This window comes from Pseudonocardia xinjiangensis, from assembly GCF_050948425.1.
Lineage (GTDB): Bacteria > Actinomycetota > Actinomycetes > Mycobacteriales > Pseudonocardiaceae > Pseudonocardia > Pseudonocardia xinjiangensis.
In genome coordinates, this window is record NZ_CP192009.1 from 1,412,342 (window position 1) to 1,432,952 (window position 20,611).

Sequence of the window (20,611 nt, forward strand, 5' to 3'; positions counted from 1 at the left end):
AGGTCCACCGAATCCGGCCGCCGCGGGTCACCGTGCTTCGTCGTCGTCCTGCGGGACGACCTCACGCTGCTCGGCCACATCGGCCGGGTCGGCCTCCAACGGGAGCCCGTTGGGGTCGGTCACGGGGTCGATGTCGTCATCGATCGCCTGCAGCTGCTCGGCCACGTCCGCGTCGGGATCCTCGATGCCCATCGTTCACCTCTCGTGCGGTTCGGACGCGCGGAACGGCCTCCGGTTCCGCGCGGCGCTGTCATGGTCCACACCATGGCGCCGCCCATCATGGCCGACCGCGCCGGGGCGCCGCCTCGGCCCACCGGGTCAGGCCGGAGCCGCGGTCTGGGTCGTCTGTGTCAGGATCGCGGCGGCCAGTGGCGAGATCACCGTGCGGTTGACGGTGTGACCCATGCCGGGGATCCGGACCATCCGGGCATGGCCCAGGGTGCGGACGAGGTGACCGGAGTGCGGTGGCGGGTACGCGGGGTCCTCGGGTGCCTCGATCACCAGCGTCGGCACGGTGACGGAGGCCAGCTCGGCGCCCCGCTCCAGGCCGCTGGTGTCCATCAGGGCGTGCGCGACGACCGGGTCGTGCCGGCCGGTGTGGGCGACGACGCGCTCCTCGAGCGCGCGGAACTCCGCGGCGTCGAACGACGTGCCGGAGCCGTTGAGGAGACGCCAGTGCTCCACGCGCCACCGGAGCTCGCCCTCGGCGTCGCGCGGGTCGTCGAGCTCACCCCACATCCGCAGCAGGGCAGGGTCGGGCGCGGGGAGGTCGGGCGCACCGGGGAACGGCAGGGCACCGGTGCAGAACAGGGTTGCCGACGCGAGGCGCCCGGGGTGGTCGAGCAGCATCAGCTGCACGAGCAGGCCGCCCATCGACATGCCGACGACGTGCGCCCGGGGGACCTCGAAGGCGTCCAGCACCGCGATCGCGTCGGAGGCGAGGTCGGTGATCCCGTAGGGCTGCTCGTCGAAGACGGCGGACGAGCGGCCGGTGTCCCGATGGTCGTACCGGATCACGCGGTGCCGTTCCGCGAGCAGGGCGACCAGCGCGTCCGGCCACACGAGCCCGGACGATGCCGCTCCCATCACGAGGAGCAACGGCTCGCCGGGGCGCGGCCCGGTGGGGGCGATGTCCTCGGCCCAGAGGCGGACGTCCGGGGCGACGTCGACGTAGCGTTCCACGGGGTCAGACTGCCTGCCGCCCGTGTTGCGTGTCGAACCGGTACACCCCGGTGGGACGGCCACCCCTGCCGGCCCCGGCGCGAACGCCGGGAGCCAGGGCATGGGAGGTCGCCTCGTGCGTGCTCCGGACCCTCCTGAGGGATCTGGAGCCGCGGTCCTACTTCAGCGCGTCGAGCAGGGCCTGGCGCTGGCGCTCGCCGAGCCCGGCGGCCCGCCGGGACGCGTCGATACCGGTCTGCTCCAGCAGTGCGGAGACCTTCGCCGGTCCGTACCCGGGAAGGCTCTTGAGCAGATCGGCCACCTTGGTCTTGCCGACGATCGTGTCGGACTTCGCGCGATCGAGGACCGCTGGGATGGTCTGCTCCCCGCGGGCGATCGAGTCGCGCAGCTCCTTGCGCGCGGTGCGGGCAGCGGCTGCCTTCTTGAGGGCTTCGGCGCGCTGCTCGGGAGTGAGCGTGGGCAGTGCCATGTCGTGGTTCTCCTCTCCGTGCGGACACCTCGAACCGGATGTCCGCAGGTCATCTTCACTGCTCAGCCTGACAGAACCGCACAACGCCACGCGAATGCCCCCCTCGGTGGGGGCCCTGGCGGGTCCCCCGATCGGGGGGTCTAGCCCTGGTACGGGAGGGGTTCGAGACCTCGCATTCCGGGCCGGCACCGATACAGCGCGCCGGCCCGGTCGTCGGAGGGGTCCGCGCCCTGTGCCGACGTGGTGATCCACAGCTCGTCCAGGCCGGGCCCGCCGAAGGTGCACGCCGTCGGGTGCGTGGTGGGCACCCGCACGATGACGTCGAGAGCGCCGTCGGGGGTGTAGCGGTGCACGGCCGAGCCGCCGTAGAGGGCCACCCACACCCCGCCGTCCGCGTCGACGGTGAGCCCGTCCGGGAGGCCGCCCTCGACCGCGACGAACTGCCTGCGGCCCGTCACGGAAGGAACGTCGAGGTCGACGGTGAGCACGTCCACCGTGCCGGTGCCCGAGTCGACGTAGTACGCGTGCGACCCGTCGGGCGACCAGCACAGCCCGTTGGAGATCGTCAGTCCGGTGAGCATGGTGGCCACCGACCCGTCGGGGGCGAGCCGGTACAGCTCACCCCGGCCCGGTGCGGCGTCGACCTCCATCGAGCCGCACCAGAAACCACCGGCGGGATCGCAGGCCCCGTCGTTCATCCTGACCGAGGGGTCGGTCCACAGCTCGCCCAGCGGGCGGGCGACCGACGTGCCGTCGTCGTCGAGCAGCCCGAAGCCGCGGGCCAGCCCGACCACCCAGCCGCCCTGCGTGCGGGGCCGCAGCGCCGCGAGCAGGTCGCCCGTGTGCCGGCGCCGGACGGTGTCGGCACGGTCCACCGCGATCAGGTCGCCGCGGTGCATGTCCACCGACAGCAGCTCGCCGGAGCGGGCGTCCCACACCGGTCCCTCACCGTGCTCGGCGACGGCAGGTGTCACCTGTTCGGCTTCGATCTCCGCAATCGTCTCGCTCACCCGGGCTCCCTTGCTTCGGCGTCGTACCCCGGCGCCCAGTACATCACCGAGGTGGGTACCGGGCGCCGGTGCCGGGCCTCAGACGGTGGCGTTCTCCGCGTGGCTGTCCTGCTTCGTGGCGGTGCCCTCCTGGGTCCGGGCGGGTGCCGGCTCCTCGGGCTCCCCGTCGTCGAGCATCGTGGCCTCGTCGAACGGCTCCTTGCCGCTCAGCACACGGTCGGCCCGCTCCCGGTCGAACTCGCCGACCCAGTTGCCGATCAGCACGGTGGCCACCGCGTTGCCTGCGAAGTTGGTGACGGCGCGGGCCTCCGACATGAACCGGTCGATCCCGACGATGAGACCGACGCCGTCGACCAGGTCCGGCCGGTGCGAGGCCAGGCCACCCGCGAGCGTGGCGAGCCCGGCACCGGAGACGCCTGCCGCACCCTTGGAGGCGATGATCATGAACAGCAGCAGCGCGATCTGCTCACCGATCGACATCGGCCTGCCGAGCGCGTCGGCGATGAAGAGCGACGCCATCGTCAGGTAGATCGCGGTGCCGTCGAGGTTGAACGAGTAGCCGGTGGGGACCGTGATGCCGACGACGGGACGGGAGATGCCGACGTGCTCCATCTTGGCGATCAGGCGCGGCAGAGCCGACTCCGACGACGACGTGGAGACGATGAGCAGGAACTCCCTGCCCAGGTAGCGCAGCAGCGAGAAGATGTTGATCCCGGCGCCGAGCCGCAGCACCAGCCCGAGCACGCCGAACACGAAGATCGCGCAGGTCAGGTAGAAGGCCGCCATCATCTGGAACAGTGCGATGACTGCCGACCAGCCGGTCTCGCCGACCACTGCGGCGATCGCGCCGAACGCTCCGATCGGGGCCGCCCACATGACCATCGCGAGCACCCGGAAGACGAGTCGCTCGACGTGCTTCACACCGCGCAGGATCGGCTCGCCTGCGCGCCCGAGTGCCTGCACGCCGAAGCCGACCAGCAACGCGACGAACAGCGTCGAGAGCACGCTGTCGCCCACCAGTGGCGAGAACAGCGTGGTCGGGATGATCCCGAGGAGGAAGTCGGTGAGCGACTCGGCCTCGGGCGCCGTGTAGTGCGCGGCGCCCGCGAGCTGGAGCCCGCTGCCGGGCTGGAGGATGTTGCCGACGACCAGGCCGATCGCCAGTGCGAACGTGGACATCGCGAGGAAGTAGGCCAGCGCCAGTCCGCCGACCCGGCCCACCGTGGCGGCCTTACGGATGGACCCGATGCCCAGCACGATCGTGCAGAAGATGACGGGGGAGATCATCATCTTGATCAGGTTCACGAAGGCCGTGCCGACGGGCTTGAGGTCCTTGCCCAGCCCGGGCGAGACGAGACCGACGATCACGCCCAGTACCACCGCGGCGATCACGGCGATGTAGAGGTAGTGGGTCCGGTCCTTCTTCTTGTGCGGTGTTTCGGTGGTAGCTGACACAGGTCCTCCGGTGGGCCGACGACGACGGCGGGCGTTGCGCGGATACCGATGCACCGGCAACCATCGCGGCGAGCATGGAGGGCGACGTGGTGACCATCACCATTTCGTTCATTTCGTACGACGGGCGGTGACGACGGTGGCCGGGCGACCGAGCAGGTGGAGCCTGGCGGGGCAGCTGTTCGCGCTGCAGGCGGCGATCGTGGTGATCGTGCTGACCGGCGTCGCTGTTGCCGCCTACCTGCAGTTCGACGAGACGAACCGCGACTCGACCGCCGAGGAGATGCTCGGCGTGGCACACACCCTCGCCGCGTCGCCCGACGTGCGGGCGGCCCTGCACGCCCCCGACCCCGTGGCCGTGCTGCAACCGCTCGCCGAGCGCGTCCGCACCGACACGGCCACCGACTTCGTCGTGGTCATGCGCGCTGACGGCATCCGGCTGTCGCACCCCAACCCGGCGGAGATCGGGCGCGTCTTCCAGGGGACGATCGCGCCGGCGCTCCGTGGCGACCAGCACTTCACCGAGACCTACACGGGCACGCTCGGGCCGTCGGTGCGGGCGGTCGTCCCCGTCCTGGACGGCGGGCGGGTGGTGGGCCTGGTGTCGGTTGGCCGCACCGTCGAGGCGGTGTCGCGGGAGCTGGAGCGCCAGACGCCGCTGTTCGCCGGTGCCGCGGTCGTCGCCCTGCTGCTGGCCGCCGGCGGGTCCTGGCTGGTGAGCCGATGGCTGCGGCGCAGCACGCACGACCTCGGGCCGGCCGAGCTGGCCCGCATGTACGAGTACTACGACGCGGTGCTGCACGCGGTGCGTGAGGGGCTGCTGCTCCTGGACCGCTCCGGGCGGATCCAGCTGGTCAACGACGAGGCGCGGCGGCTGCTGGCGCTGGCGCCAGACGTGCAGGGCCGCCGGGTCGACGAGGTAGGACTGCCCGCCGAGCTCGGGGCCGCGCTGGCGGGCGGCGAGGCGCGTGACGACGAGATCCACCTGACCGCCGACAGGATCGTGGTGGTGAGCCAGGGAGCTGCCCGGTGGGCCGGCAGGCACCTCGGGACGGTGGTGACGTTGCGCGACCACACGGAGCTGCGCGCGCTGGTCAGCGAGCTGCAGACGATCCGTGGCTTCGCCGACTCGCTCAACGCCCAGGCCCACGAGGCGGCCAACCAGCTGCACACAGTGATCTCGCTGATCGAGCTCGGACGGGCGGACGACGCCCTCGAGTTCGCGACCACCGAGCTCGCCGTGTCCCAGCAGCTCACCGACGCCGTGCTGGCCGGGATCGCCGTGCCGGAGCTGGCGGCCCTCGTGGTCGGCAAGGCGGCGGAGGCGGGGGAGCGGGGCGTCGCGCTGCAGGTGGCGGAGGGGACCTTCGTCCCGGCGGGCGTCGCCGATCCGCGCGATCTCGTCACGATCGTCGGCAACCTGCTCGACAACGCGATCGACGCCGCCGAGGACGCCCCGGCGCCGCGCTGGGTCCGGATCTCCGGTGGGGTCGCCGACGACGCCGTGGAGCTGAGGGTGGCCGACAGCGGCCCCGGGATCGCGGCCGCCGACGCCGAGCGGGCGTTCGCGCGGGGCTGGAGCACGAAGCCGCACGACGGGCTGGGCCGCGGTCTCGGGCTCGCCCTCGCGAGGCAGGCGGCCCGGCGCCACGGCGGGTGGGTGGAGCTGGACGTCGCGGCCGACGGGAGCGCTACCGGTACCCGTGGCGCGGAGTTCGCCGTGCGCCTGCCGTTGGTGCGGGCATGATCCGCACGCTGATCGTCGAGGACGACCCGATCGCCGCCGCGGCCCACGCCAGCTACGTGGGCCGCGTCCACGGCTTCGAGGTGACGGGGAGCGCGGGCTCGGGCGCCGAGGCACTGCGGATGCTGAGCGCCCGGGCGGTCGACCTCGTCCTGCTGGACGTCCACCTGCCCGACACCAGCGGGCTGGAGGTGCTGCGCCGGATGCGGGCGGCGGGCCACACCACCGACGTCATCATGGTCACGCGCGCGCGGGACCTCGCCGTCGTGCAGGCGGCGATCTCCTTCGGCGCAACGCAGTACCTGGTGAAGCCGTTCACGTTCAGCGCGGTGCGCACGAAGCTGGAGGGCTACCTCGGGTACCGGTCGCGGCTGGGCAGCGGCCCGATGGTCGCCCAGGAGGACGTGGACGACCTCTTCCGTACGTTGCGGGCGCCCGTCGAGGCCGGTGGCCTTCCCAAGGGCGTGAGCCGGGAGTCCCTCGACGCCGTGGCCCGCACGCTGGCCGGCGCCGGGGGCACGGGGCTCACCGCGGCCGAGGTGGCCGCGACGCTCGGGACGTCCCGCGTGACGGCGCGGCGCTACCTGGAGTACCTGGCCGAGACGGGGCTCGTCGAGCGGCACTCCCGCTACGGGGGCACCGGTCGTCCGCAGGCGGAGTACCGCTGGCGCCCCGCCGGCACGCCGGGAACGCCGGCCGTGCCCGGCGAGGCGGCACCCTGACCACTGCCGCGCCGACGGGTCAGCCGCAGGCCTGGGTGAGCGACTCCGGCTGCGCGGAGTCCGGAGCCGCCGCAGTGGTGGTGGGGCTCTTGCTGCCGCTGCTCGACCGGCTCTTGGTCGTGGTCGGGGCGGCCGCGAGGGTGGGCGCCGCGCTCGGAGCGGGCGGCGGCGGGGGCCGGTTGATCGAGTTCTGCACGACCTCGCGCATGTACTCGAAGTCCGGGGAGAGGGTGTCGAACTTGCCGCTCTTCGAGTTCGGGTCGGGCAGGTTCGGGTCGAACGACACGCTCTCCAGCGACACGTTGCCCCCGCCGGCGAGCTTCACCAGCGCCGGCAGCACCTGCTGCGGGATGTTGGTGGACACGTTGCGCGTGGCGACCGCGGCGATGGCCTGGAAGTTCGTGAGGACGTCGGTGGGGCTCTTCTGCTGGAGGAGGTTGCTGAGCAGGCAGCGCTGGCGGCCCATCCGGCTGTAGTCGTCGGAGTTGCGCCGCGACCGCGCGAACCACAGCGCCTGCTCGCCGTCGAGGTGCTGCACGCCTGCCGGGACGTAGCCGTCGGGTTTGACGTGGCGGCCGTCGGGCAGGACACCGCCGATCGGCAGTGGTTCCGGGCCGACGTCGACGGTGATGCCGCCGACGGCGTCGATGATCGAGGCGAAGCCGGCCATGTTGACCTCGACGTAGTAGTCCAGCTGCAGCCCGAGCATGTACGAGACGGTCTGGTTCAGCATGTTCAGCCCGGGGTCGGCGGTCGGACCGGACGGGGCGAGGGCCGGGTACTCGAGGGCGTAGGCGTACACCGCGTTGAGGAGGTAGTTGCCCGACAGGGGATCGGCCTTGTCGAAGAAGCCCTTGGGGAACTTCTCCGCCATGGGCGACCCCGGCGGGAACTGGGCGTGGCCGATGTTGCGGGGCAGCGAGAAGAGCGTGGTGCGGCTGGTACGCGTGTCGACGCTCGCCACCATCATGGTGTCGGTGCGGGTACCGGCGCGGTCCGGTCCGGCGTCGCTCCCGACCAGCAGGATGTTGAGCCGCGGCTTGGCGATGGCCTCCGCCGCGGCGGTGCCGCCACCGCCGGCGAACAGCGAGTCGAGCAGGTTGCGCTGCGAGTTGGCCAGGTTGGCCCCGAAGCCGAACGGTGCAGCGACGGTCAGACAGAGGGCGGTGACCACGACGACACCGAGCACCTGCGGGCCCACGCCCAGCTTCCTGGGGCGGGCCAGCAGGTAGGTGTGGACGATGACGGCCATCCAGGCCAGCGCGGCCACGATGCAGCCGACCACGACGACCGTCAGCACGCGGGTGGAGAGCAGGTTCTCGAGGAGCTCGGCGCGGCGTGCGCTCAGCCCGAGCGCCACGAGGGCGACGAGGAGCAGCAGGAACACGCCGAGGATCAGGGCGCCGGTGCGCTGCCTGCGGAGAATGAGGTGGCCCGAGCCCGGGGCCACGGTGGCCGCGGCCGTGGCGAGCAGGGCCCGCCCGAGCGTGCGCGGCTGGCGGGCGGAGCTGCCCCGGCGCTGCGCCGCACGGGCCCGGGTGGCGCCGCCTGCCGGGACCCTCGTCGGGGGGACCCTCGGCGAGCCGGTCCTCGCCGGGGAGTCCGCCGCAGCGGCGCGCGCCCTCGTAGCGGGGATCATCGTGGTGTCGGACTTCATGGTCGGCGTCGACCGGGCCGCCTTCGTGGCGGCGCCTGCCCGTCCGGTGGGGGTCCGCGGGCCGGGAGTCCGGGACGGAGACGTCGGTGAGGGAGCTTTGACGGGGGGCGCTGCCGGTCTGCGGGGCGGCACCCGCGGCACGGGTCGGGTCGGCACTTCGGGCTCATCGGGCCGCTGCGGCCGCACCGGACGGGCGGGGCCGTCCGCGGGGCGTGTCACCCGGCCGGGTGGCTCCGGCTTCCGGGGCGGGAGCGCCGACTGCTCGCGTTCGCTGCGCCGTGACCACGGCTGCTGGGGGGGCATTGCGCGTCCTCCGCCCCCGGGAGTGCGCCGGCCGTCGTCATTCACCGTGCCCACTCCCTGCATCCGTACGAATAGGGAACAACCAGGACTCGCCGGTGAGCCCGCCGGAGCCTACTGGTAGTGACGAAACGCTCCGCGGCGCACCTCGCAAGGCGGGAATTGGGCCAGTTCATCCCCCGTTCTGGTGAGATTTCCGGTCGCTCCGGTACTCCATCCGGCGGGCGGCGCGAGTCGGACGGCAAGTCCGACAATGCCGCACGGACGGACCGGAACATCTCACGACGATACTTATCGGATTACGGGTCGGAGCACCGGCCGGTCCTCGTCGCCCTCTCCGGCTCGTCCGGCTTGACCCCGTGACCTCTCCCGCGCTGCACTGACCCCGTGCCCGATCAGCCCAGCAGCGTGGCGGCCGTCGTCCTGGCCGGGGGCAGCGGCACCCGTGTCGGGGGCGCCGGCAACAAGGTGTTCCTGCCCGTCGCGGGACGCACCATGATCACGCTGTCCCTCGCCACCTTCTCGGCTCTGCCCGAGATCGGCCCGGTCGTCCTCGTCGTGCGCCGGGAGGACGCCGACCTCGCCGCCGGCGTGCTCGACCGCGAGCTCGGCCACGAGGTGGAGGTCGTGACCGGCGGATCGACCCGGCAGGAGTCCGAGCTCGCGGCCCTGCGGCAACTGGCGGACCGGATCCACGCCGGGAGCATCGACACGGTGCTCATCCACGACGGCGCCCGGCCGTTCGCCGGCCCCGCGCTCGTCCGGGAGGTGCTGCGGGTGGCGCGTGAGAGCGGCGGAGCGGTGCCGGGGCTCCCGCGCGACGACCTCGCGGCGGAAGGTCCGGGTGGCAGCGGGATCGCGGGGCCGGCGCCGGCGGGCCTCGTGGCGGTGCAGACGCCGCAGGGCTTCTCCGCGGCGCCGTTGCTCGCGGCCTACGAGCAGGCCGCCCGCGAGGGCTTCGCCGGCACCGACACCGCGTCCTGCATCCAGCGCTTCGCCCCGTCGGTGCCGATCCGGTGGGTCGCTGGCGAGGCGCGCAACTTCAAGATCACCTACCCGCACGACCTCGTCGTCGCGGATGAGATGGCGCGCCGTACCCGGAAGGTGTGACGGTCGTCCTGTCCCAGGTTGTTCGCTGCGCGAACGGGTACTCGCTGACGGGACCCGAATCTCGGGTCGGGGCAGCAGGAGGTATGGGGTGCGTTTCGACGGCGCGCAGGTGTCGGTTGAGGTCCGGGGGTCGCGGCTCTCGGTGGTGCGGATGGCGGGGGTGCTCGACCAGGTGACGGTGGCCCGGCTGGCCACCGTGGCTGCCGCGCAGATGGCCCGCTGCACGGGTCACATCGTGGTCGACCTGGGTGAGGTGCGCTTCTTCGGTACGGACGACCTCGAGGCGCTCGTCACCGTCGACGAAGCGGCGAGCGCTGCCGGACTGCGGCTGCATCTCGCCGGGATCGCGGGGCGCGAAGGCATGCTGCCCGCCGGCATCGCCGCGGCACTCGCCCGGTTCTCGATGTTCCCGACGGTGGAGCACGCCGAGCGTGAGCTGATCGGCCGGGTGCCCGCCGTGGCCACCACGAGCAGCCCGCGCAGCAGCTCCGTCTGGCCCTGCTCGCCACTCGTCGTCACCGACGGGGTCCGCGGCGCCCGGGCCGGGACGGTCCGCAGCGGCGGCTGACCCGGGAGCACGGGACAGGTTTGTCGACCGCTGTGCGGGTACCTCGTCGGAGCAGAGGATCTCTTCGACGAGGAGGAACCATGGCCACTGGTGAGACCGGCTTCGACGACGTCACCTTCGACCTGATCTCCGTGCAGTACCACTCGCTGAAGGCGGGTCACGACTACGGCCAGTACGTCCGTGACGCCGACAACGCCGGGCGGGACGACATCGCCGGCTTCTTCCGCCAGGTGATGAAGGAGGACTCGGACCGCGCAGCCCGCTGTCACGAGTTCCTCAAGGAGCTCAGCGGGACGACGGAGTCGGGCCCCGCCGTCACCTGACCATCTCGCGGGCACTCGCCCGGCGTGCGGTCAGGGCAGCTGGGCGAGTGCGCGGGAGATGGCCCGCGCGCTGGTGCGCACCAGCGGCGCCAGCGTGTGGGGCTGCGCGCTCCCGTGCCGGACGACGAGCGAGACCGCCGCCACGACGTTGCCGCGCGCGTCATGGACGGGAGCGCCCACCGACAGCGCGTCCATCGTCACCTGCCGGTCGCTCACCGAGAACCCGGACTTCCGGATGTCGGCGAGCATGCGACGCAGCACGGCGGGGTCGGTGACGGTGAGCGGCGTGAACCGGTCGAACGGGCCGGCCAGCACCTCCTCCTGCGTCTCGGGAGGTGCGTGGGCGAGCAGCACCAGTCCGACGCCGGTGGCGGTGAGCGCGAACCGGGCCCCGACGCGGGTGAGGACCGGGACCGCGCCGGTGCCCGCGATGCGCTCCACGAACACCAGCTCGCTGCCCTCCCGCACCGCGAGCTGCACGTTCTCCCGCGTGATCTGCGACAGGTCCTCGAGGAACGGCAGCGCGCGCTCGCGCAGGCCCTGGCCGCGCGGGGCCAGCGCTCCCACCTCCCACAGGCGTAGCCCGACGCGGTAGGCCCCGTCGTCGCCGCGCTCCAGCGCGCCCCAGTCCACGAGGCCGGCCAGCAGCCGGTGGACGGTGGAGACGGGAAGGCGGGTGCGCCGAGCCAGCTCGCTCAACGTCATGGCGGGGTGGTCGGCGGAGAAGGCACCGAGGATCTGCAGCGCGCGCGCCAGCACCGGGCCGGTGCCCGCGGCGCGGGACGCGGTCATCGGACGCTCCGAGGTCTGCTGCGCGGGATCATGCCGATCGTGTGGCGCGGACACTACCGGGTCCGGTGACGTTCGGACCCCCGCCGTGCCGCCCCGGAAACAGCCGGTCGTCGCGGGTCGGTGGAACCGCACATAGGTCACGAATACCCTCCTCGGCAACGGGGGAGGATCCATGGACACCATCCACCACGAGGTGTGGATCAATGCCGACCGCAAGTCGGTCTTCGAGGCGATCACCGCCAAGGACGGCCTCGACGCCTGGTGGGGGAGAGCCGTGGCAGCGGTGCCGGAGATCGGGTCGCTCGTCGAGTTCGACCACGGCCTCGGCGACCTGCTGCGGATGCGGATCACGGATCTCGTTCCCGGTGAGCGGGTGGCGTGGGAGTGCGTCTCCGCCTTCTCCGATCCCACGAACCCGGCGTCCGACTGGCTGGGCCACCGGCTCTCCTTCGAGCTGCGCACCGAGCGGCGCGACGGCGTCGGCCGCTTGCTCGAGCCGCTCGTCACGGGCGAGGAGTTCACCGTCCTGGAGTTCCGCCATGCGGGCTGGGCGACGGACTCCCGCTGGTACGCCTTCTGCAACTGCGCCTGGGGCGAGACGCTCGGTGGCGGCCTCAAGAACCACTGCGAGGCGGCATCAGGGTGATGGAGCCACAACACGCCGAGAACCGGTAACGATGGTTGAGAGCGGACGATCTTCCAGTGCCCCCGTCACAGTGGAGATCACATGTCCGTCCCACAACCCCCGTCCGGCCGTCTGATCCGCGCTGAGCCGCGATGGCACCGGCGCTGCAGGTCGTACTGGATCGCGGCAGGCACGGCCGCGCTGCTCCTGGCTGCGGGCTGCGGTGGCGCTGCCGTCAAGCCGGCGGCCGACATCGAGGCCGTTGCCTCGACCAGCACGACCGCGGTACGCGCGCCGGTTCCGCTCGCGGCCGTCCCCACGACCACGGCACCACCGACGACCACGGCGAGTCCCACCACCGCTCCGCCCGCGCCGGTCTCGCCACCCCAGGTGCAGCGCGCGTCCGTGCCGCAGCCGAAGCCGGAACCCCGGCCCGCGGCCCAGCCCCAGCCCGCGCCCCAGCCGAAGCCCCAGCCCAAACCCGAGCCGAAGCCGGTGGCGAAGCCGAAGCCCGCGCCATCGGGCTGCGACTCCAACTACAGCGGATGCGTGCCGATCGCCAGCGACGTCGACTGCGCTGGCGGCTCCGGCAACGGCCCGGAGTACGTGAGCGGCCCGATCCGGGTGGTCGGCGACGACCACTACGGCCTGGACAACGACAAGGACGGAACGGCCTGCGAGTAACCCCTGGCCGCGCGCCCGGTTCAGGAAAGCCACTTTGCTGCCCTCTGCGGGCCTGAAAGTGGCTTTCCTGAACTTCGCGGGCGAGTCGGGGCTCGGGTCTCGTGGTACTCCGCCTCCATGACCGACCAGCGGGAGCGGCTCGCGACGTACCGGGCCAAGCGCGACTTCGCGGCCACACCCGAGCCGGCGGGGTCGGAGGCCGCGGCCGGGTCCGGGCGGTTCGTGGTGCAGCGCCACCGGGCCAGCCGCCTGCACTACGACCTGCGGCTCGAGGTGGACGGCGTGCTGGCGAGCTGGGCCGTGCCGAGGGGGCCCACGCTCGACCCGAAGTCCCGCCAGATGGCCGTGCACGTGGAGGACCACCCGGTCGAGTACTTCGACTTCGAGGGCGTGATCCCGCGGGGCGAGTACGGCGGCGGCGACGTCATCGTGTGGGACTGGGGGAGCTGGCAGCCGTCCGGCACCGACGACCCGGCGACGGCCATCGAGCGCGGTGAGCTGCACTTCGACCTGCAGGGCGAGAAGCTCGCCGGGCGGTTCGTGCTGGTCCGGAGGGAGGAGGGCAGGCCGGGCAAGGAGCAGCGGCTCCTGCTCCACAAGAACGACGACCACGCGCGACCGGGCTGGGACCCGGAGGACCATCCGCGCTCGGTCAAGAGCGGGCGGACGAACGACGAGGTGGCGGCCGCGCCCGACACGCTGTGGCGCAGCGACCTGCCGCCCGGCGAGGCCGCGGTCCGGCTGGGCCGGGAGCCGCGGTCCTGGGACCCCCCGACGCCGGACGAGCTCGCCGCGCTCGACGCCATCGGCCGTGCGGGCCGGTGGGAGGTCCAGGGCCTCGAGGTCAAGGTGACGAATCTCGACAAGGTGCTGTTCCCCGCGCGCGACGGCGAGAGCCCGGTGACGAAGCGCGACTTCATCCGCTACCACGCGCAGATCGCGCCGTACCTGCTCCCGTACCTCTTCGACCGCCCCGTGAACCTGCACCGCTACCCCGACGGTGTCGGCCGGCCCGGGTTCTGGCACAAGGAGGTGCCCACCCACGCGCCGGAGTGGCTGACGCAGTGGCGCAACGAGGAGGCGGGCCCCGGCGAGACGGAGTGCTACGCCGTGGTCGACAGCATGGCGGCGCTGGTCTGGATGGCGAACTTCGCCGCGGTGGAGCTGAACCCGTGGACGTCCCGGCTGCCTGAGGTCCACCAGCCGACCTGGGCGTTGATCGACATCGACCCCGGCGACCGCACGGACTTCGCCGAGATCCTGGTGCTCGCCCGGCTCTACCGCACCGCGCTCGACCACCTGGGCGTCGCCGCTGCCCCGAAGGTCACGGGCAAGCGCGGGGTGCAGATCTGGGTGCCGGTCGCCGACGGCTACACGTTCGCCGACACCAGGGAGTGGGTGGAGAAGGTGTCGCGTGCGATCGGCCGGACCGTGCCCGAGCTGGTGAGCTGGGAGTGGCACAAGGACCGGCGGGACGGGCTCGCGCGCCTGGACTACACGCAGAACGCGATCAACAAGACGCTGGTCGCGCCGTTCAGCGCCCGGCCTGCCGCCGGGGCGCCGGTGTCGGTCCCCCTCCGCTGGGACGAGCTCGACGACCCCGGCCTGCGGCCGGACCGGTGGACGGTCCGCACCGTGGTCGACCGGGTGCAGCGCGACGGTGATCCGCTCGCCCCGTTGATCGGCCGTGCCCAGCGGCTGCCGACCCTCTAGGCAGTAGCGTCCTGTGGTGATGACCGGTATCCGGGACCGCGCGGTCGGGGCGCTGGCCGGCCTGGCGCTGGGTGACGCGCTGGGCATGCCGACGCAGTCGATGTCCCGCCGACGGATCGCCGAGCGCTACGGCCCGGTCACCGGGCTGCTCGACGCTGCTCCCGACCAGCCGATCGCCCCCGGCCTCCCCGCCGGGACGGTCACCGACGACACCGAGCAGGCGTTGTTGCTCGCCCGGCTCCTCATCGACGGTGCGGGGCACGTGGATGCCGTCGCCTTCGCCGAGGCGCTGAGCCGGTGGGAGGAGGAGATGGTCCGGCGCGGGTCGGCCGACCTGCTCGGACCGTCGACGAGACGGGCGCTCCAGCGCCTGCACGCCGGCGAGCCGCCGGAGGAGAGCGGCCGCGACGGCACGACCAACGGGGCCGCGATGCGCGTCGCGCCCGTCGGGATCGCGGTGCCGGTCGGGGACGCGTTGCTGGACGCGGTGGTGGCGGCCGGCCGGGTCACCCACAACACCGGGATCGGGATCGCCGCGGCCGCCGCCGTGGCCGCCGCGGTCTCCGCGGGGGTGGCCGGGGCGGCGCAGGCCGACGCCCTCGACGAGGCCGAGCGCGCCGCGACGGCAGGCGCGCAGCGAGGCCACTGGCGGGCGGGCGCGGACGTCGGCGCGCGGATCCGCTGGGTGCGGGGCTGGGTGCGGGGCATGGGACGCGCGGCGCTCACCGACGCCGTCGTCGACGTGGTCGGCACCTCCGTCGCGGCGCAGGAGTCGGTGGTCGCGGCGTTCGCGCTGGTGGAGGCCCTGGGCTCGGATCCGCTGGACGCCCTCACGGTCGCGGCGGGGCTCGGGGGCGACACCGACACCATCGCCGCGATCTGCGGGGCGGTGCTGGGCGCGCACCACGGCGTGGCCGGGCTGCCCGCCGACATGCTCGGGACCGTCTGCCGCGTGAACCGCCTGGATCTGGCGCCCGTCGCGGACGGGTTGCTGGCGCTGCGCCACCGTGCGGAAGGCGGCGGGGCGGGAGGTGCCGGTGGCGGGGCGGTCTGACCGGGGCGCACCGGCCCCGGGGCGGCTGGTGCACACCGGTCAGGTGGTGTTGGACCTGGTGATGCGGGTGCCGGGGCTGCCGCCCGTCGGTGGCGACGTGCTGGCCTCGGCCGTCGACCTGCTGCCCGGCGGGGGGTTCAACGTGATGGCCGCCGCGGCCCGGGCCGGCGCGCCGGTCGTCTACGCCGGCGGTCACGGCAGCGGGCGGTTCGGCGACACGGTCCGCGCCGCGCTGGCCCGCGAGGGCATCGTGGCCGCGCAGCCGGTCTCGACGGCGTCCGACACCGGCGTCTGCGTGGTGCTGGTCGACGACGACGGCGAACGGACCTTCGTCACCGGGAGCGGCGTCGAGACGGAGATCGAGCCGTCGGCACTGGCCGCGCTGGCGGTGACACCCGCCGACCTGGTGTACGTCAGCGGCTACAGCCTGCTCGTGCCGCCGAAGCTGCACGCCCTGCTCGGGTGGCTCGAGTCCCTCGACGACCCGGCCGTGCTGGTCGATCCCGGGCCGCTGGCGGCGCAGGTGGACGGCGCGGCCCTGGGCCGGCTGCTCGCCCGCACGACGATCCTCAGTGTCAACGCCCGGGAGGCCCGCGCCCTCTCCGGGGCCGACGACCTCGCCACCGCCTCGGCGGTGCTCGCGCGGCGGCTCGCCGCGCCTGCCGCGGTGGTGGTGCGCGACGGCGCCGCCGGCTGCCTGCTCACCCGGGACGGGCGCAGCGAGCGGATCCCCGGTTTCGCCGTGGCGGCGCTCGACACGACCGGAGCGGGCGATGCGCACTGCGGCGTGCTGGCCGCCGAGCTACTGCGCGGTGCCGGCCTGCACACGGCCGCGGTGCGCGCCAACGCCGCCGCGGCACTGGCGGTGGCGCGGCGGGGCCCCGCGACCGCGCCCACCCGCGCCGAGGTGGACGCGGTGCTGGCGGCGGCAGGGGGCTGACGCGGCAACCACCCCGTCAGCGAGCCTGCAGGCCGGCGGGATGCTGCGAGCTCTGGGGGGCGGGCGGAGGGGATCCGCGTCGCCGGCGAGCCCGGAGTCGTCGAGCCGCGGCGAGCAGGCGAACGGCCAGCCCGGCGACGAACCGGGCACGGGCCCGCATCCGGCGGACGCGGCCGAGGAGGCCGGGATCCGACCGGCGGACACCGGCGGCGAGAACCCGGCGTCCGGGAGCGGCCGCGACGGCGGGGGTGAGCATGACGAGATCGGTTCCGCCCCGGCTGTCGGTGCCCCGACGGATGTCGACGACGTCCATGCAGCTGCGCACCATCTGGAGCCCGCGGCCGCGGTAGCCGGGGTCGGCCGGGGGCGAGCGCCACCGGCCGCTGTCCTGCACCACGATCCGGACCCGGCGCTCGCGGCCGTCGGGAACCAGCGTCGCGGTGAGGACGACCTGGCCGTCGACCCCGGGCGCGTAGGCGTGGTCGACGACGTTCGCCACGGCCTCGTGCACGGCCAGGACGACGTCGTCGACGGCGTCATCTGGCCACTGGTGGACCTCCAGCCAACCCCGCACACGTCGTCGGACGAGCGACGGCGTGGCGGGCTCGGCGGGCAGCCGCAGGGTGAGCGCATCGGCACCAGGCAATGGTGCAGCCCTCCGCCGGCCCCTTCGGCCGGTCGGACCACCGTCGTCGCCTGGTAATTCCGTCACCGAACGTGCTGTTCCCGCCCGGCGGATGTTTACACACAGGGGAGGTTCAGCCCAGCGGTGGTGTGTGCACGCACGCGTGCCCGGACCCGTCCGATCGCACGGTGATCTCGGTGTCCACCGCGGTCAGGGTCAGGATCCGGGCGATGTGCGGGGTGGGGTTGGTGAGGACGATGCGGCTGCCCGTGGCGCGCAGGTCGCCGTCGATGTCGACGAACGCGCGCAGCCCTCGCGCGTCCACGAAGCGCAGTTCGGACAGGTCGATCTCGACCAGTTCGGGCCGCGTTCCGGACAGCTCGCCCACCGCGTCGGCGAGCAGGCCGACGGTGGAGATGTCGAGCTCTCCGCCGAGGTGGACGCGGAGGTGCGGTGACGTGCCGTCCCGGGTGACCGTTACCTCGACGTCCAGGGTCGCCGGGCGCGCGGACACGCAGGAGGCCGAGCTGTCCACGTCGGTCACCGATGCTCCCTCCGGGAGGGTCGCCTGTGCGCGGCCGAGGGCCGGGGACAGGGGATGGTCGGCTGTGGACTCAACCGGGGTGCGAATCGTAGGACGGCGGAGAACGCACTGCAACGGCGCCACCGGCGTCCGCGAAGACTTCCTCTGTCGTCAGCTCGATAGGATCTGTATCAATGACTGGAAATCTCGGGGGAGGTGTCCATGGGTGTGGGTCGGCTCGACGACGAGGACTATCCGGCGGTGGCGATGGGCCAGGCTGCGGAGCTGCTCGAGGTGCAGCCGGCCTTCCTGCGCAGCCTCGACGCCGCGGGGGTGCTGAAACCGCAGCGGTCGGGTGGCGGCCACCGGCGCTACTCGCGCCGCCAGCTGGTGCTCGCCGCGCGGATGCGGACCCTGTTCGACGAAGGGCTGACGCTGGACGCGGCCGCCCGGATCGTGGAGCTGCAGGACGGTCTCGACACCGCGCGGGACCGGATCGCCGAGCTCGAGCGGCAGGTCGCGCGCCTGACGGAGCAGCGCAACGGCCGGGGGCAGGGCGCCGAGGAGTACGCGGAGGACGGCCGCCGGTCGAACGGCACCTCGTGACGGTCGCCGCCGGCACGTCCGGTCCCTGTCGTTCGGGCTGCCCTGTCGTTCAGGCGGCGGTGCGCACGGGGGCGGGCCGGGTGGTCGACGGTGGGGCGTCCGCGCCGTGCTGCGCGCGACCGCGGCCGACCAGGCGCGCCGCGGCGCGCATCGAACGGCGCGGGGCCTCCAGCGCGCCCACCACGCTGCGGTAGAGCCAGCCCGGGGTGCAGAGGGTGCGGCCCCGGCCGAGGTCACGCAGGCACTGGTCCACCACGGCCGCAGGGTCCAGCCACAGCGGAGACGGGGCGGCGGGCGCGTCGTGCTTGCCGGTGCGCATCCGCCCCGGGCAGAGAGCGATCATGCCGACGCCTGTGCCCGGCAGTGACGCCGCCATCGTGTCGGTGAACGCGAGCACCCACGCCTTGGTCGAGGCGTACGTGCTGCCCGGTGCGGGGAGGTAGCCGGCGAAGCTCGCCACGTTGATCACCGAGCCGCTGCCGCGGGCGATCATGCCGGGAAGCGCGGCGTGGGTCAGAGACATGACCGCGGTGATGTTCGTGTCGATCTGGCTCTGCAGGTCGTGCAGGTCGGCCTCGACGAACACGTCGCTGTTCTCGACGCCGGCGTTGTTCACCAGCATCTCGACGGGGCGGTACGGGTCGGCGACCCGGTCCTCCGCCGCGGCCCGTCCGGCCGGGGTCGACAGGTCGGCGACCAGGACGTCGGCCGAGACGCCGTGGCGGCGTGCGGCGGCCGCGGTGCGCTCCAGCCCGGCGCGGTCCCGCGCGACGAGAACGAGATCCATGCCGTCCCGTGCGAGACGGTCGGCGAAGACGGCGCCGAGGCCGCGGCTGGCGCCGGTGACGAGTGCGGTGGACATGGGACGAACGCTAGGAAGTCCACCCTGTAGTGACGCTGAGAAGCGCGCTGGATACTGAAGGCACGCTGAGAAGCTCTACGTTCGCGGGCGTGGAAGCTCCCAAGCCGCTGGAACGGCTCACGATGTTCACCGACGCCGTGGTAGCCATCGCGATCACCCTGCTCGTCCTGCCACTGGTCGATGCGGTGGGGGAGGCGGCGCAGGCGCGGGTGCCCGCGGTGGAGATGATCACGGACAACCAGCCGCAGATCTACAGCTTCCTGCTGAGCTTCGTCGTCATCGCGCGCTTCTGGCTGGTGCACCGCCGCCTGTTCGACGAGGCGGAGGTCGACTCCCGTGCGCTGGTGTTCTGGAACATGGCGTGGCTGCTCACGATCGTGGTCCTGCCCTTCCCCACGGAGATGATCGGGGTGTACGGCGACGACCGCCTCACGGTCACCGTCTACGTCGGGGCGATACTGGCGAGCAGCATCTGCCAGGCCGTGCTCGCGTTCATCATCCGCGGCGGGACCGATGTGGCCCCCGTGGTCGCCACGACGGCGATCCTGGTGGTCGCGTTGCCGGTGGCCGCACTGGTTCCGGGGGTGCACTACTTCGCGCTGCTGCTGCTCCTGCTCACCCGGCTCGTGACCCGCGCCGTCAAACCGCTGCTGCACCGCATGGGCGTCGGCGCCATCGAGCGCACCGGATGATCCGACCGCGCGCTCAGACCTTGCGGCCGATCCCGCCCACGAAGAGCTTCTCGACCGGGTGGTCCCTCGGCGTGTCCTCGTCGGGCCGCCACGTGTTGAGGTACACCAGGCCCGGCTCGACCATCTCGAGCCCCTCGAAGAAGCTGCGGTTCTCGTCCCAGGTGCGGAAGCGCCCGGAGCCGAGGCCGTCCATGAACCCCCGCTCGAGGTCCCGGCACCGTGGGTCCTCGTCGAGGAAGTGGCTGACCAGCAGGTGGCTGCCGGGGGAGAGCCGGGCCCTGACCTCGGCCACGGCGCCGAAGGGATCCTCCTCGTCGGACAGGTGGTGCAGGATGGCCGAGATGAGCACCGCGAACGGCTGCTCCATGTCCACGAGCTTGCGGGTCTCCGGATCGTCGAAGATCGTCTCTGGGGCCCGCAGGTCGGCGGTGATCACCGCGCTGGTCTGGTTCTCGTCGAGCATGGCCCGGGCGTGGGTCAGCACCATCGGGTCGTTGTCCACGTAGACCACCCGCACGGTGGGGTCGATCGCGTGCGCGATCTCGTGCACGTTCCCCGCGGTCGGCAGGCCGGAGCCGACGTCGATGATCTGCTTGATGCCGGCCTCGCCCACCAGGAAGCGCACCCCGCGGCGCACGAAGTGGCGGTTGTCCTTGGCGAGCTGCCCGGCCTCGGGAATCACGTTGAGGAAGCTGTGGGCGGCGCGGCGGTCGATGTCGAAGTTCTCCCGCCCACCGAGTACGTAGTCGTAGACCCGCGCGATCGAGGGCCGTTTGAAGTTCAGGTCGCGACGCGCGCCGCTGCGCTCGCCCTGGCCGTGCGGCCCGGAGCGCGACTGCCCACCCGGCACGGATCCTCCTTCGCGGGGCGGTCAGCTCTGGCCGTATCCCGTCACCGATAGTTGCGGCGGAGAGACTAGCGTGATCGGGGGCACACGAGGCAACCTGCCGTTCACCCT

The 20,611-nt window shown here is 73.0% G+C and carries 24 protein-coding genes; 12 read left to right on the forward strand and 12 right to left on the reverse strand.

The window, feature by feature from the left end; all coding sequences use genetic code 11:
- Positions 1 to 27: 27 nt before the first annotated feature.
- From ACQPZA_RS06780 to ACQPZA_RS06800, 5 genes are all read right to left on the reverse strand, one after another.
- The gene (locus ACQPZA_RS06780) at positions 28 to 192 is read right to left on the reverse strand and encodes a hypothetical protein (RefSeq protein WP_433279343.1); all 165 of its coding nucleotides are present in this window, start codon (positions 190 to 192) and stop codon (positions 28 to 30) included.
- Positions 193 to 318: 126 nt separating this feature from the next.
- A complete protein-coding gene (locus tag ACQPZA_RS06785; protein ID WP_433279345.1) occupies positions 319 to 1,182 on the reverse strand; it encodes an alpha/beta fold hydrolase in 864 nt (287 codons plus the stop codon).
- 157 nt (positions 1,183 to 1,339) lie between these two features.
- Positions 1,340 to 1,651 (reverse strand): integration host factor, actinobacterial type, encoded by a 312-nt coding sequence (gene mihF / locus ACQPZA_RS06790; protein WP_169395071.1) that lies wholly within the window; start codon positions 1,649 to 1,651, stop codon positions 1,340 to 1,342.
- Between the two features lie 140 nt (positions 1,652 to 1,791).
- Positions 1,792 to 2,661: an SMP-30/gluconolactonase/LRE family protein gene (locus ACQPZA_RS06795; protein ID WP_312859000.1), complete on the reverse strand. Its 870-nt coding sequence runs from the start codon at positions 2,659 to 2,661 to the stop codon at positions 1,792 to 1,794.
- A gap of 78 nt (positions 2,662 to 2,739) precedes the next feature.
- A complete protein-coding gene (locus ACQPZA_RS06800) occupies positions 2,740 to 4,116 on the reverse strand; it encodes a cation:dicarboxylate symporter family transporter (protein WP_169395072.1) in 1,377 nt (458 codons plus the stop codon).
- 136 nt (positions 4,117 to 4,252) lie between these two features.
- On the opposite strand from ACQPZA_RS06800, the gene ACQPZA_RS06805 reads away from it, so the two are divergent.
- Together ACQPZA_RS06805 and ACQPZA_RS06810 are read left to right on the forward strand one after the other, a co-directional pair.
- Positions 4,253 to 5,860, forward strand: a complete 1,608-nt coding sequence (locus ACQPZA_RS06805; protein ID WP_433279348.1) for a sensor histidine kinase — start codon at positions 4,253 to 4,255, stop codon at positions 5,858 to 5,860.
- The gene (locus ACQPZA_RS06810) at positions 5,857 to 6,579 is read left to right on the forward strand and encodes a response regulator (protein ID WP_433279350.1); all 723 of its coding nucleotides are present in this window, start codon (positions 5,857 to 5,859) and stop codon (positions 6,577 to 6,579) included. Before ACQPZA_RS06805 ends, ACQPZA_RS06810 begins: the two co-directional genes overlap by 4 nt.
- 19 nt (positions 6,580 to 6,598) lie before the next feature.
- Here the strand turns inward: ACQPZA_RS06810 and ACQPZA_RS06815 are convergent, their stop codons facing one another.
- Positions 6,599 to 8,236, reverse strand: a complete 1,638-nt coding sequence (locus ACQPZA_RS06815; protein ID WP_433279352.1) for an LCP family protein — start codon at positions 8,234 to 8,236, stop codon at positions 6,599 to 6,601.
- 687 nt (positions 8,237 to 8,923) lie between these two features.
- Between ACQPZA_RS06815 and ACQPZA_RS06820 the strand changes: the two genes are divergently transcribed.
- The 3 genes from ACQPZA_RS06820 (at position 8,924) to ACQPZA_RS06830 (ending at position 10,537) form a co-directional block, all read left to right on the forward strand.
- Positions 8,924 to 9,646 carry an IspD/TarI family cytidylyltransferase gene (locus ACQPZA_RS06820; RefSeq protein WP_433279354.1) on the forward strand — a complete coding sequence of 241 codons (723 nt, stop codon included), beginning with the start codon at positions 8,924 to 8,926 and terminating at the stop codon, positions 9,644 to 9,646.
- Positions 9,647 to 9,734: 88 nt separating this feature from the next.
- Positions 9,735 to 10,214: an STAS domain-containing protein gene (locus ACQPZA_RS06825; RefSeq protein WP_433279356.1), complete on the forward strand. Its 480-nt coding sequence runs from the start codon at positions 9,735 to 9,737 to the stop codon at positions 10,212 to 10,214.
- 80 nt (positions 10,215 to 10,294) lie between these two features.
- On the forward strand, positions 10,295 to 10,537 hold the full coding sequence (locus tag ACQPZA_RS06830) for an acyl carrier protein (RefSeq protein ID WP_169395078.1): 243 nt from the start codon (positions 10,295 to 10,297) through the stop codon (positions 10,535 to 10,537).
- Positions 10,538 to 10,567: 30 nt separating this feature from the next.
- Here the strand turns inward: ACQPZA_RS06830 and ACQPZA_RS06835 are convergent, their stop codons facing one another.
- A complete protein-coding gene (locus tag ACQPZA_RS06835; protein ID WP_169395079.1) occupies positions 10,568 to 11,329 on the reverse strand; it encodes an IclR family transcriptional regulator in 762 nt (253 codons plus the stop codon).
- 172 nt (positions 11,330 to 11,501) lie between these two features.
- Between ACQPZA_RS06835 and ACQPZA_RS06840 the strand changes: the two genes are divergently transcribed.
- A complete protein-coding gene (locus ACQPZA_RS06840) occupies positions 11,502 to 11,975 on the forward strand; it encodes an SRPBCC family protein (protein ID WP_433279358.1) in 474 nt (157 codons plus the stop codon).
- 77 nt (positions 11,976 to 12,052) lie between these two features.
- On the opposite strand, the gene ACQPZA_RS06845 is transcribed toward ACQPZA_RS06840, so the two are convergent.
- Positions 12,053 to 12,490 carry a hypothetical protein gene (locus ACQPZA_RS06845; RefSeq protein WP_433279360.1) on the reverse strand — a complete coding sequence of 146 codons (438 nt, stop codon included), beginning with the start codon at positions 12,488 to 12,490 and terminating at the stop codon, positions 12,053 to 12,055.
- 13 nt (positions 12,491 to 12,503) lie between these two features.
- On the opposite strand from ACQPZA_RS06845, the gene ACQPZA_RS06850 reads away from it, so the two are divergent.
- The 4 genes from ACQPZA_RS06850 (at position 12,504) to ACQPZA_RS06865 (ending at position 16,345) form a co-directional block, all read left to right on the forward strand.
- Positions 12,504 to 12,638: a hypothetical protein gene (locus tag ACQPZA_RS06850; RefSeq protein WP_281359685.1), complete on the forward strand. Its 135-nt coding sequence runs from the start codon at positions 12,504 to 12,506 to the stop codon at positions 12,636 to 12,638.
- A gap of 117 nt (positions 12,639 to 12,755) precedes the next feature.
- On the forward strand, positions 12,756 to 14,351 hold the full coding sequence (locus ACQPZA_RS06855; protein ID WP_433279362.1) for a DNA polymerase ligase N-terminal domain-containing protein: 1,596 nt from the start codon (positions 12,756 to 12,758) through the stop codon (positions 14,349 to 14,351).
- Between the two features lie 19 nt (positions 14,352 to 14,370).
- Positions 14,371 to 15,405, forward strand: coding sequence for an ADP-ribosylglycohydrolase family protein (locus ACQPZA_RS06860; protein WP_433279364.1), 1,035 nt, complete (start codon positions 14,371 to 14,373; stop codon positions 15,403 to 15,405).
- The gene (locus ACQPZA_RS06865; protein ID WP_433279366.1) at positions 15,389 to 16,345 is read left to right on the forward strand and encodes a PfkB family carbohydrate kinase; all 957 of its coding nucleotides are present in this window, start codon (positions 15,389 to 15,391) and stop codon (positions 16,343 to 16,345) included. Before ACQPZA_RS06860 ends, ACQPZA_RS06865 begins: the two co-directional genes overlap by 17 nt.
- 16 nt (positions 16,346 to 16,361) lie before the next feature.
- On the opposite strand, the gene ACQPZA_RS06870 is transcribed toward ACQPZA_RS06865, so the two are convergent.
- Positions 16,362 to 16,991 carry an ATP-binding protein gene (locus ACQPZA_RS06870; protein WP_433279368.1) on the reverse strand — a complete coding sequence of 210 codons (630 nt, stop codon included), beginning with the start codon at positions 16,989 to 16,991 and terminating at the stop codon, positions 16,362 to 16,364.
- 112 nt (positions 16,992 to 17,103) lie between these two features.
- Positions 17,104 to 17,514, reverse strand: coding sequence for an STAS domain-containing protein (locus ACQPZA_RS06875; protein WP_433279370.1), 411 nt, complete (start codon positions 17,512 to 17,514; stop codon positions 17,104 to 17,106).
- Between the two features lie 201 nt (positions 17,515 to 17,715).
- Here ACQPZA_RS06875 and ACQPZA_RS06880 point away from each other — a divergent pair, with 201 nt between their 5' ends.
- Positions 17,716 to 18,099 carry a MerR family transcriptional regulator gene (locus ACQPZA_RS06880; RefSeq protein ID WP_433279371.1) on the forward strand — a complete coding sequence of 128 codons (384 nt, stop codon included), beginning with the start codon at positions 17,716 to 17,718 and terminating at the stop codon, positions 18,097 to 18,099.
- Positions 18,100 to 18,148: 49 nt separating this feature from the next.
- On the opposite strand, the gene ACQPZA_RS06885 is transcribed toward ACQPZA_RS06880, so the two are convergent.
- Positions 18,149 to 18,961 carry an SDR family NAD(P)-dependent oxidoreductase gene (locus ACQPZA_RS06885; RefSeq protein ID WP_433279373.1) on the reverse strand — a complete coding sequence of 271 codons (813 nt, stop codon included), beginning with the start codon at positions 18,959 to 18,961 and terminating at the stop codon, positions 18,149 to 18,151.
- 89 nt (positions 18,962 to 19,050) lie between these two features.
- Here ACQPZA_RS06885 and ACQPZA_RS06890 point away from each other — a divergent pair, with 89 nt between their 5' ends.
- Positions 19,051 to 19,653 (forward strand): TMEM175 family protein, encoded by a 603-nt coding sequence (locus ACQPZA_RS06890; protein WP_433279375.1) that lies wholly within the window; start codon positions 19,051 to 19,053, stop codon positions 19,651 to 19,653.
- 13 nt (positions 19,654 to 19,666) lie between these two features.
- Here the strand turns inward: ACQPZA_RS06890 and ACQPZA_RS06895 are convergent, their stop codons facing one another.
- Positions 19,667 to 20,503, reverse strand: coding sequence for an SAM-dependent methyltransferase (locus tag ACQPZA_RS06895; RefSeq protein ID WP_433279377.1), 837 nt, complete (start codon positions 20,501 to 20,503; stop codon positions 19,667 to 19,669).
- Positions 20,504 to 20,611 lie beyond the last annotated feature (108 nt).

Bases quoted from the DNA above. Each gene is read 5' to 3' on its own strand.
- ACQPZA_RS06780 (WP_433279343.1), bottom strand. From the start codon at position 192: ATGGGCATCGAGGATCCCGACGCGGACGTGGCCGAGCAGCTGCAGGCG.
- mihF (WP_169395071.1), bottom strand. From the start codon at position 1,651: ATGGCACTGCCCACGCTCACTCCCGAGCAGCGCGCCGAAGCCCTCAAG.
- ACQPZA_RS06810 (WP_433279350.1), top strand. From the start codon at position 5,857: ATGATCCGCACGCTGATCGTCGAGGACGACCCGATCGCCGCCGCGGCC.
- ACQPZA_RS06815 (WP_433279352.1), bottom strand. From the start codon at position 8,236: ATGAAGTCCGACACCACGATGATCCCCGCTACGAGGGCGCGCGCCGCT.
- ACQPZA_RS06830 (WP_169395078.1), top strand. From the start codon at position 10,295: ATGGCCACTGGTGAGACCGGCTTCGACGACGTCACCTTCGACCTGATC.
- ACQPZA_RS06835 (WP_169395079.1), bottom strand. From the start codon at position 11,329: ATGACCGCGTCCCGCGCCGCGGGCACCGGCCCGGTGCTGGCGCGCGCG.
- ACQPZA_RS06840 (WP_433279358.1), top strand. From the start codon at position 11,502: ATGGACACCATCCACCACGAGGTGTGGATCAATGCCGACCGCAAGTCG.
- ACQPZA_RS06855 (WP_433279362.1), top strand. From the start codon at position 12,756: ATGACCGACCAGCGGGAGCGGCTCGCGACGTACCGGGCCAAGCGCGAC.
- ACQPZA_RS06860 (WP_433279364.1), top strand. From the start codon at position 14,371: ATGACCGGTATCCGGGACCGCGCGGTCGGGGCGCTGGCCGGCCTGGCG.
- ACQPZA_RS06880 (WP_433279371.1), top strand. From the start codon at position 17,716: ATGGGTGTGGGTCGGCTCGACGACGAGGACTATCCGGCGGTGGCGATG.
- ACQPZA_RS06885 (WP_433279373.1), bottom strand. From the start codon at position 18,961: ATGTCCACCGCACTCGTCACCGGCGCCAGCCGCGGCCTCGGCGCCGTC.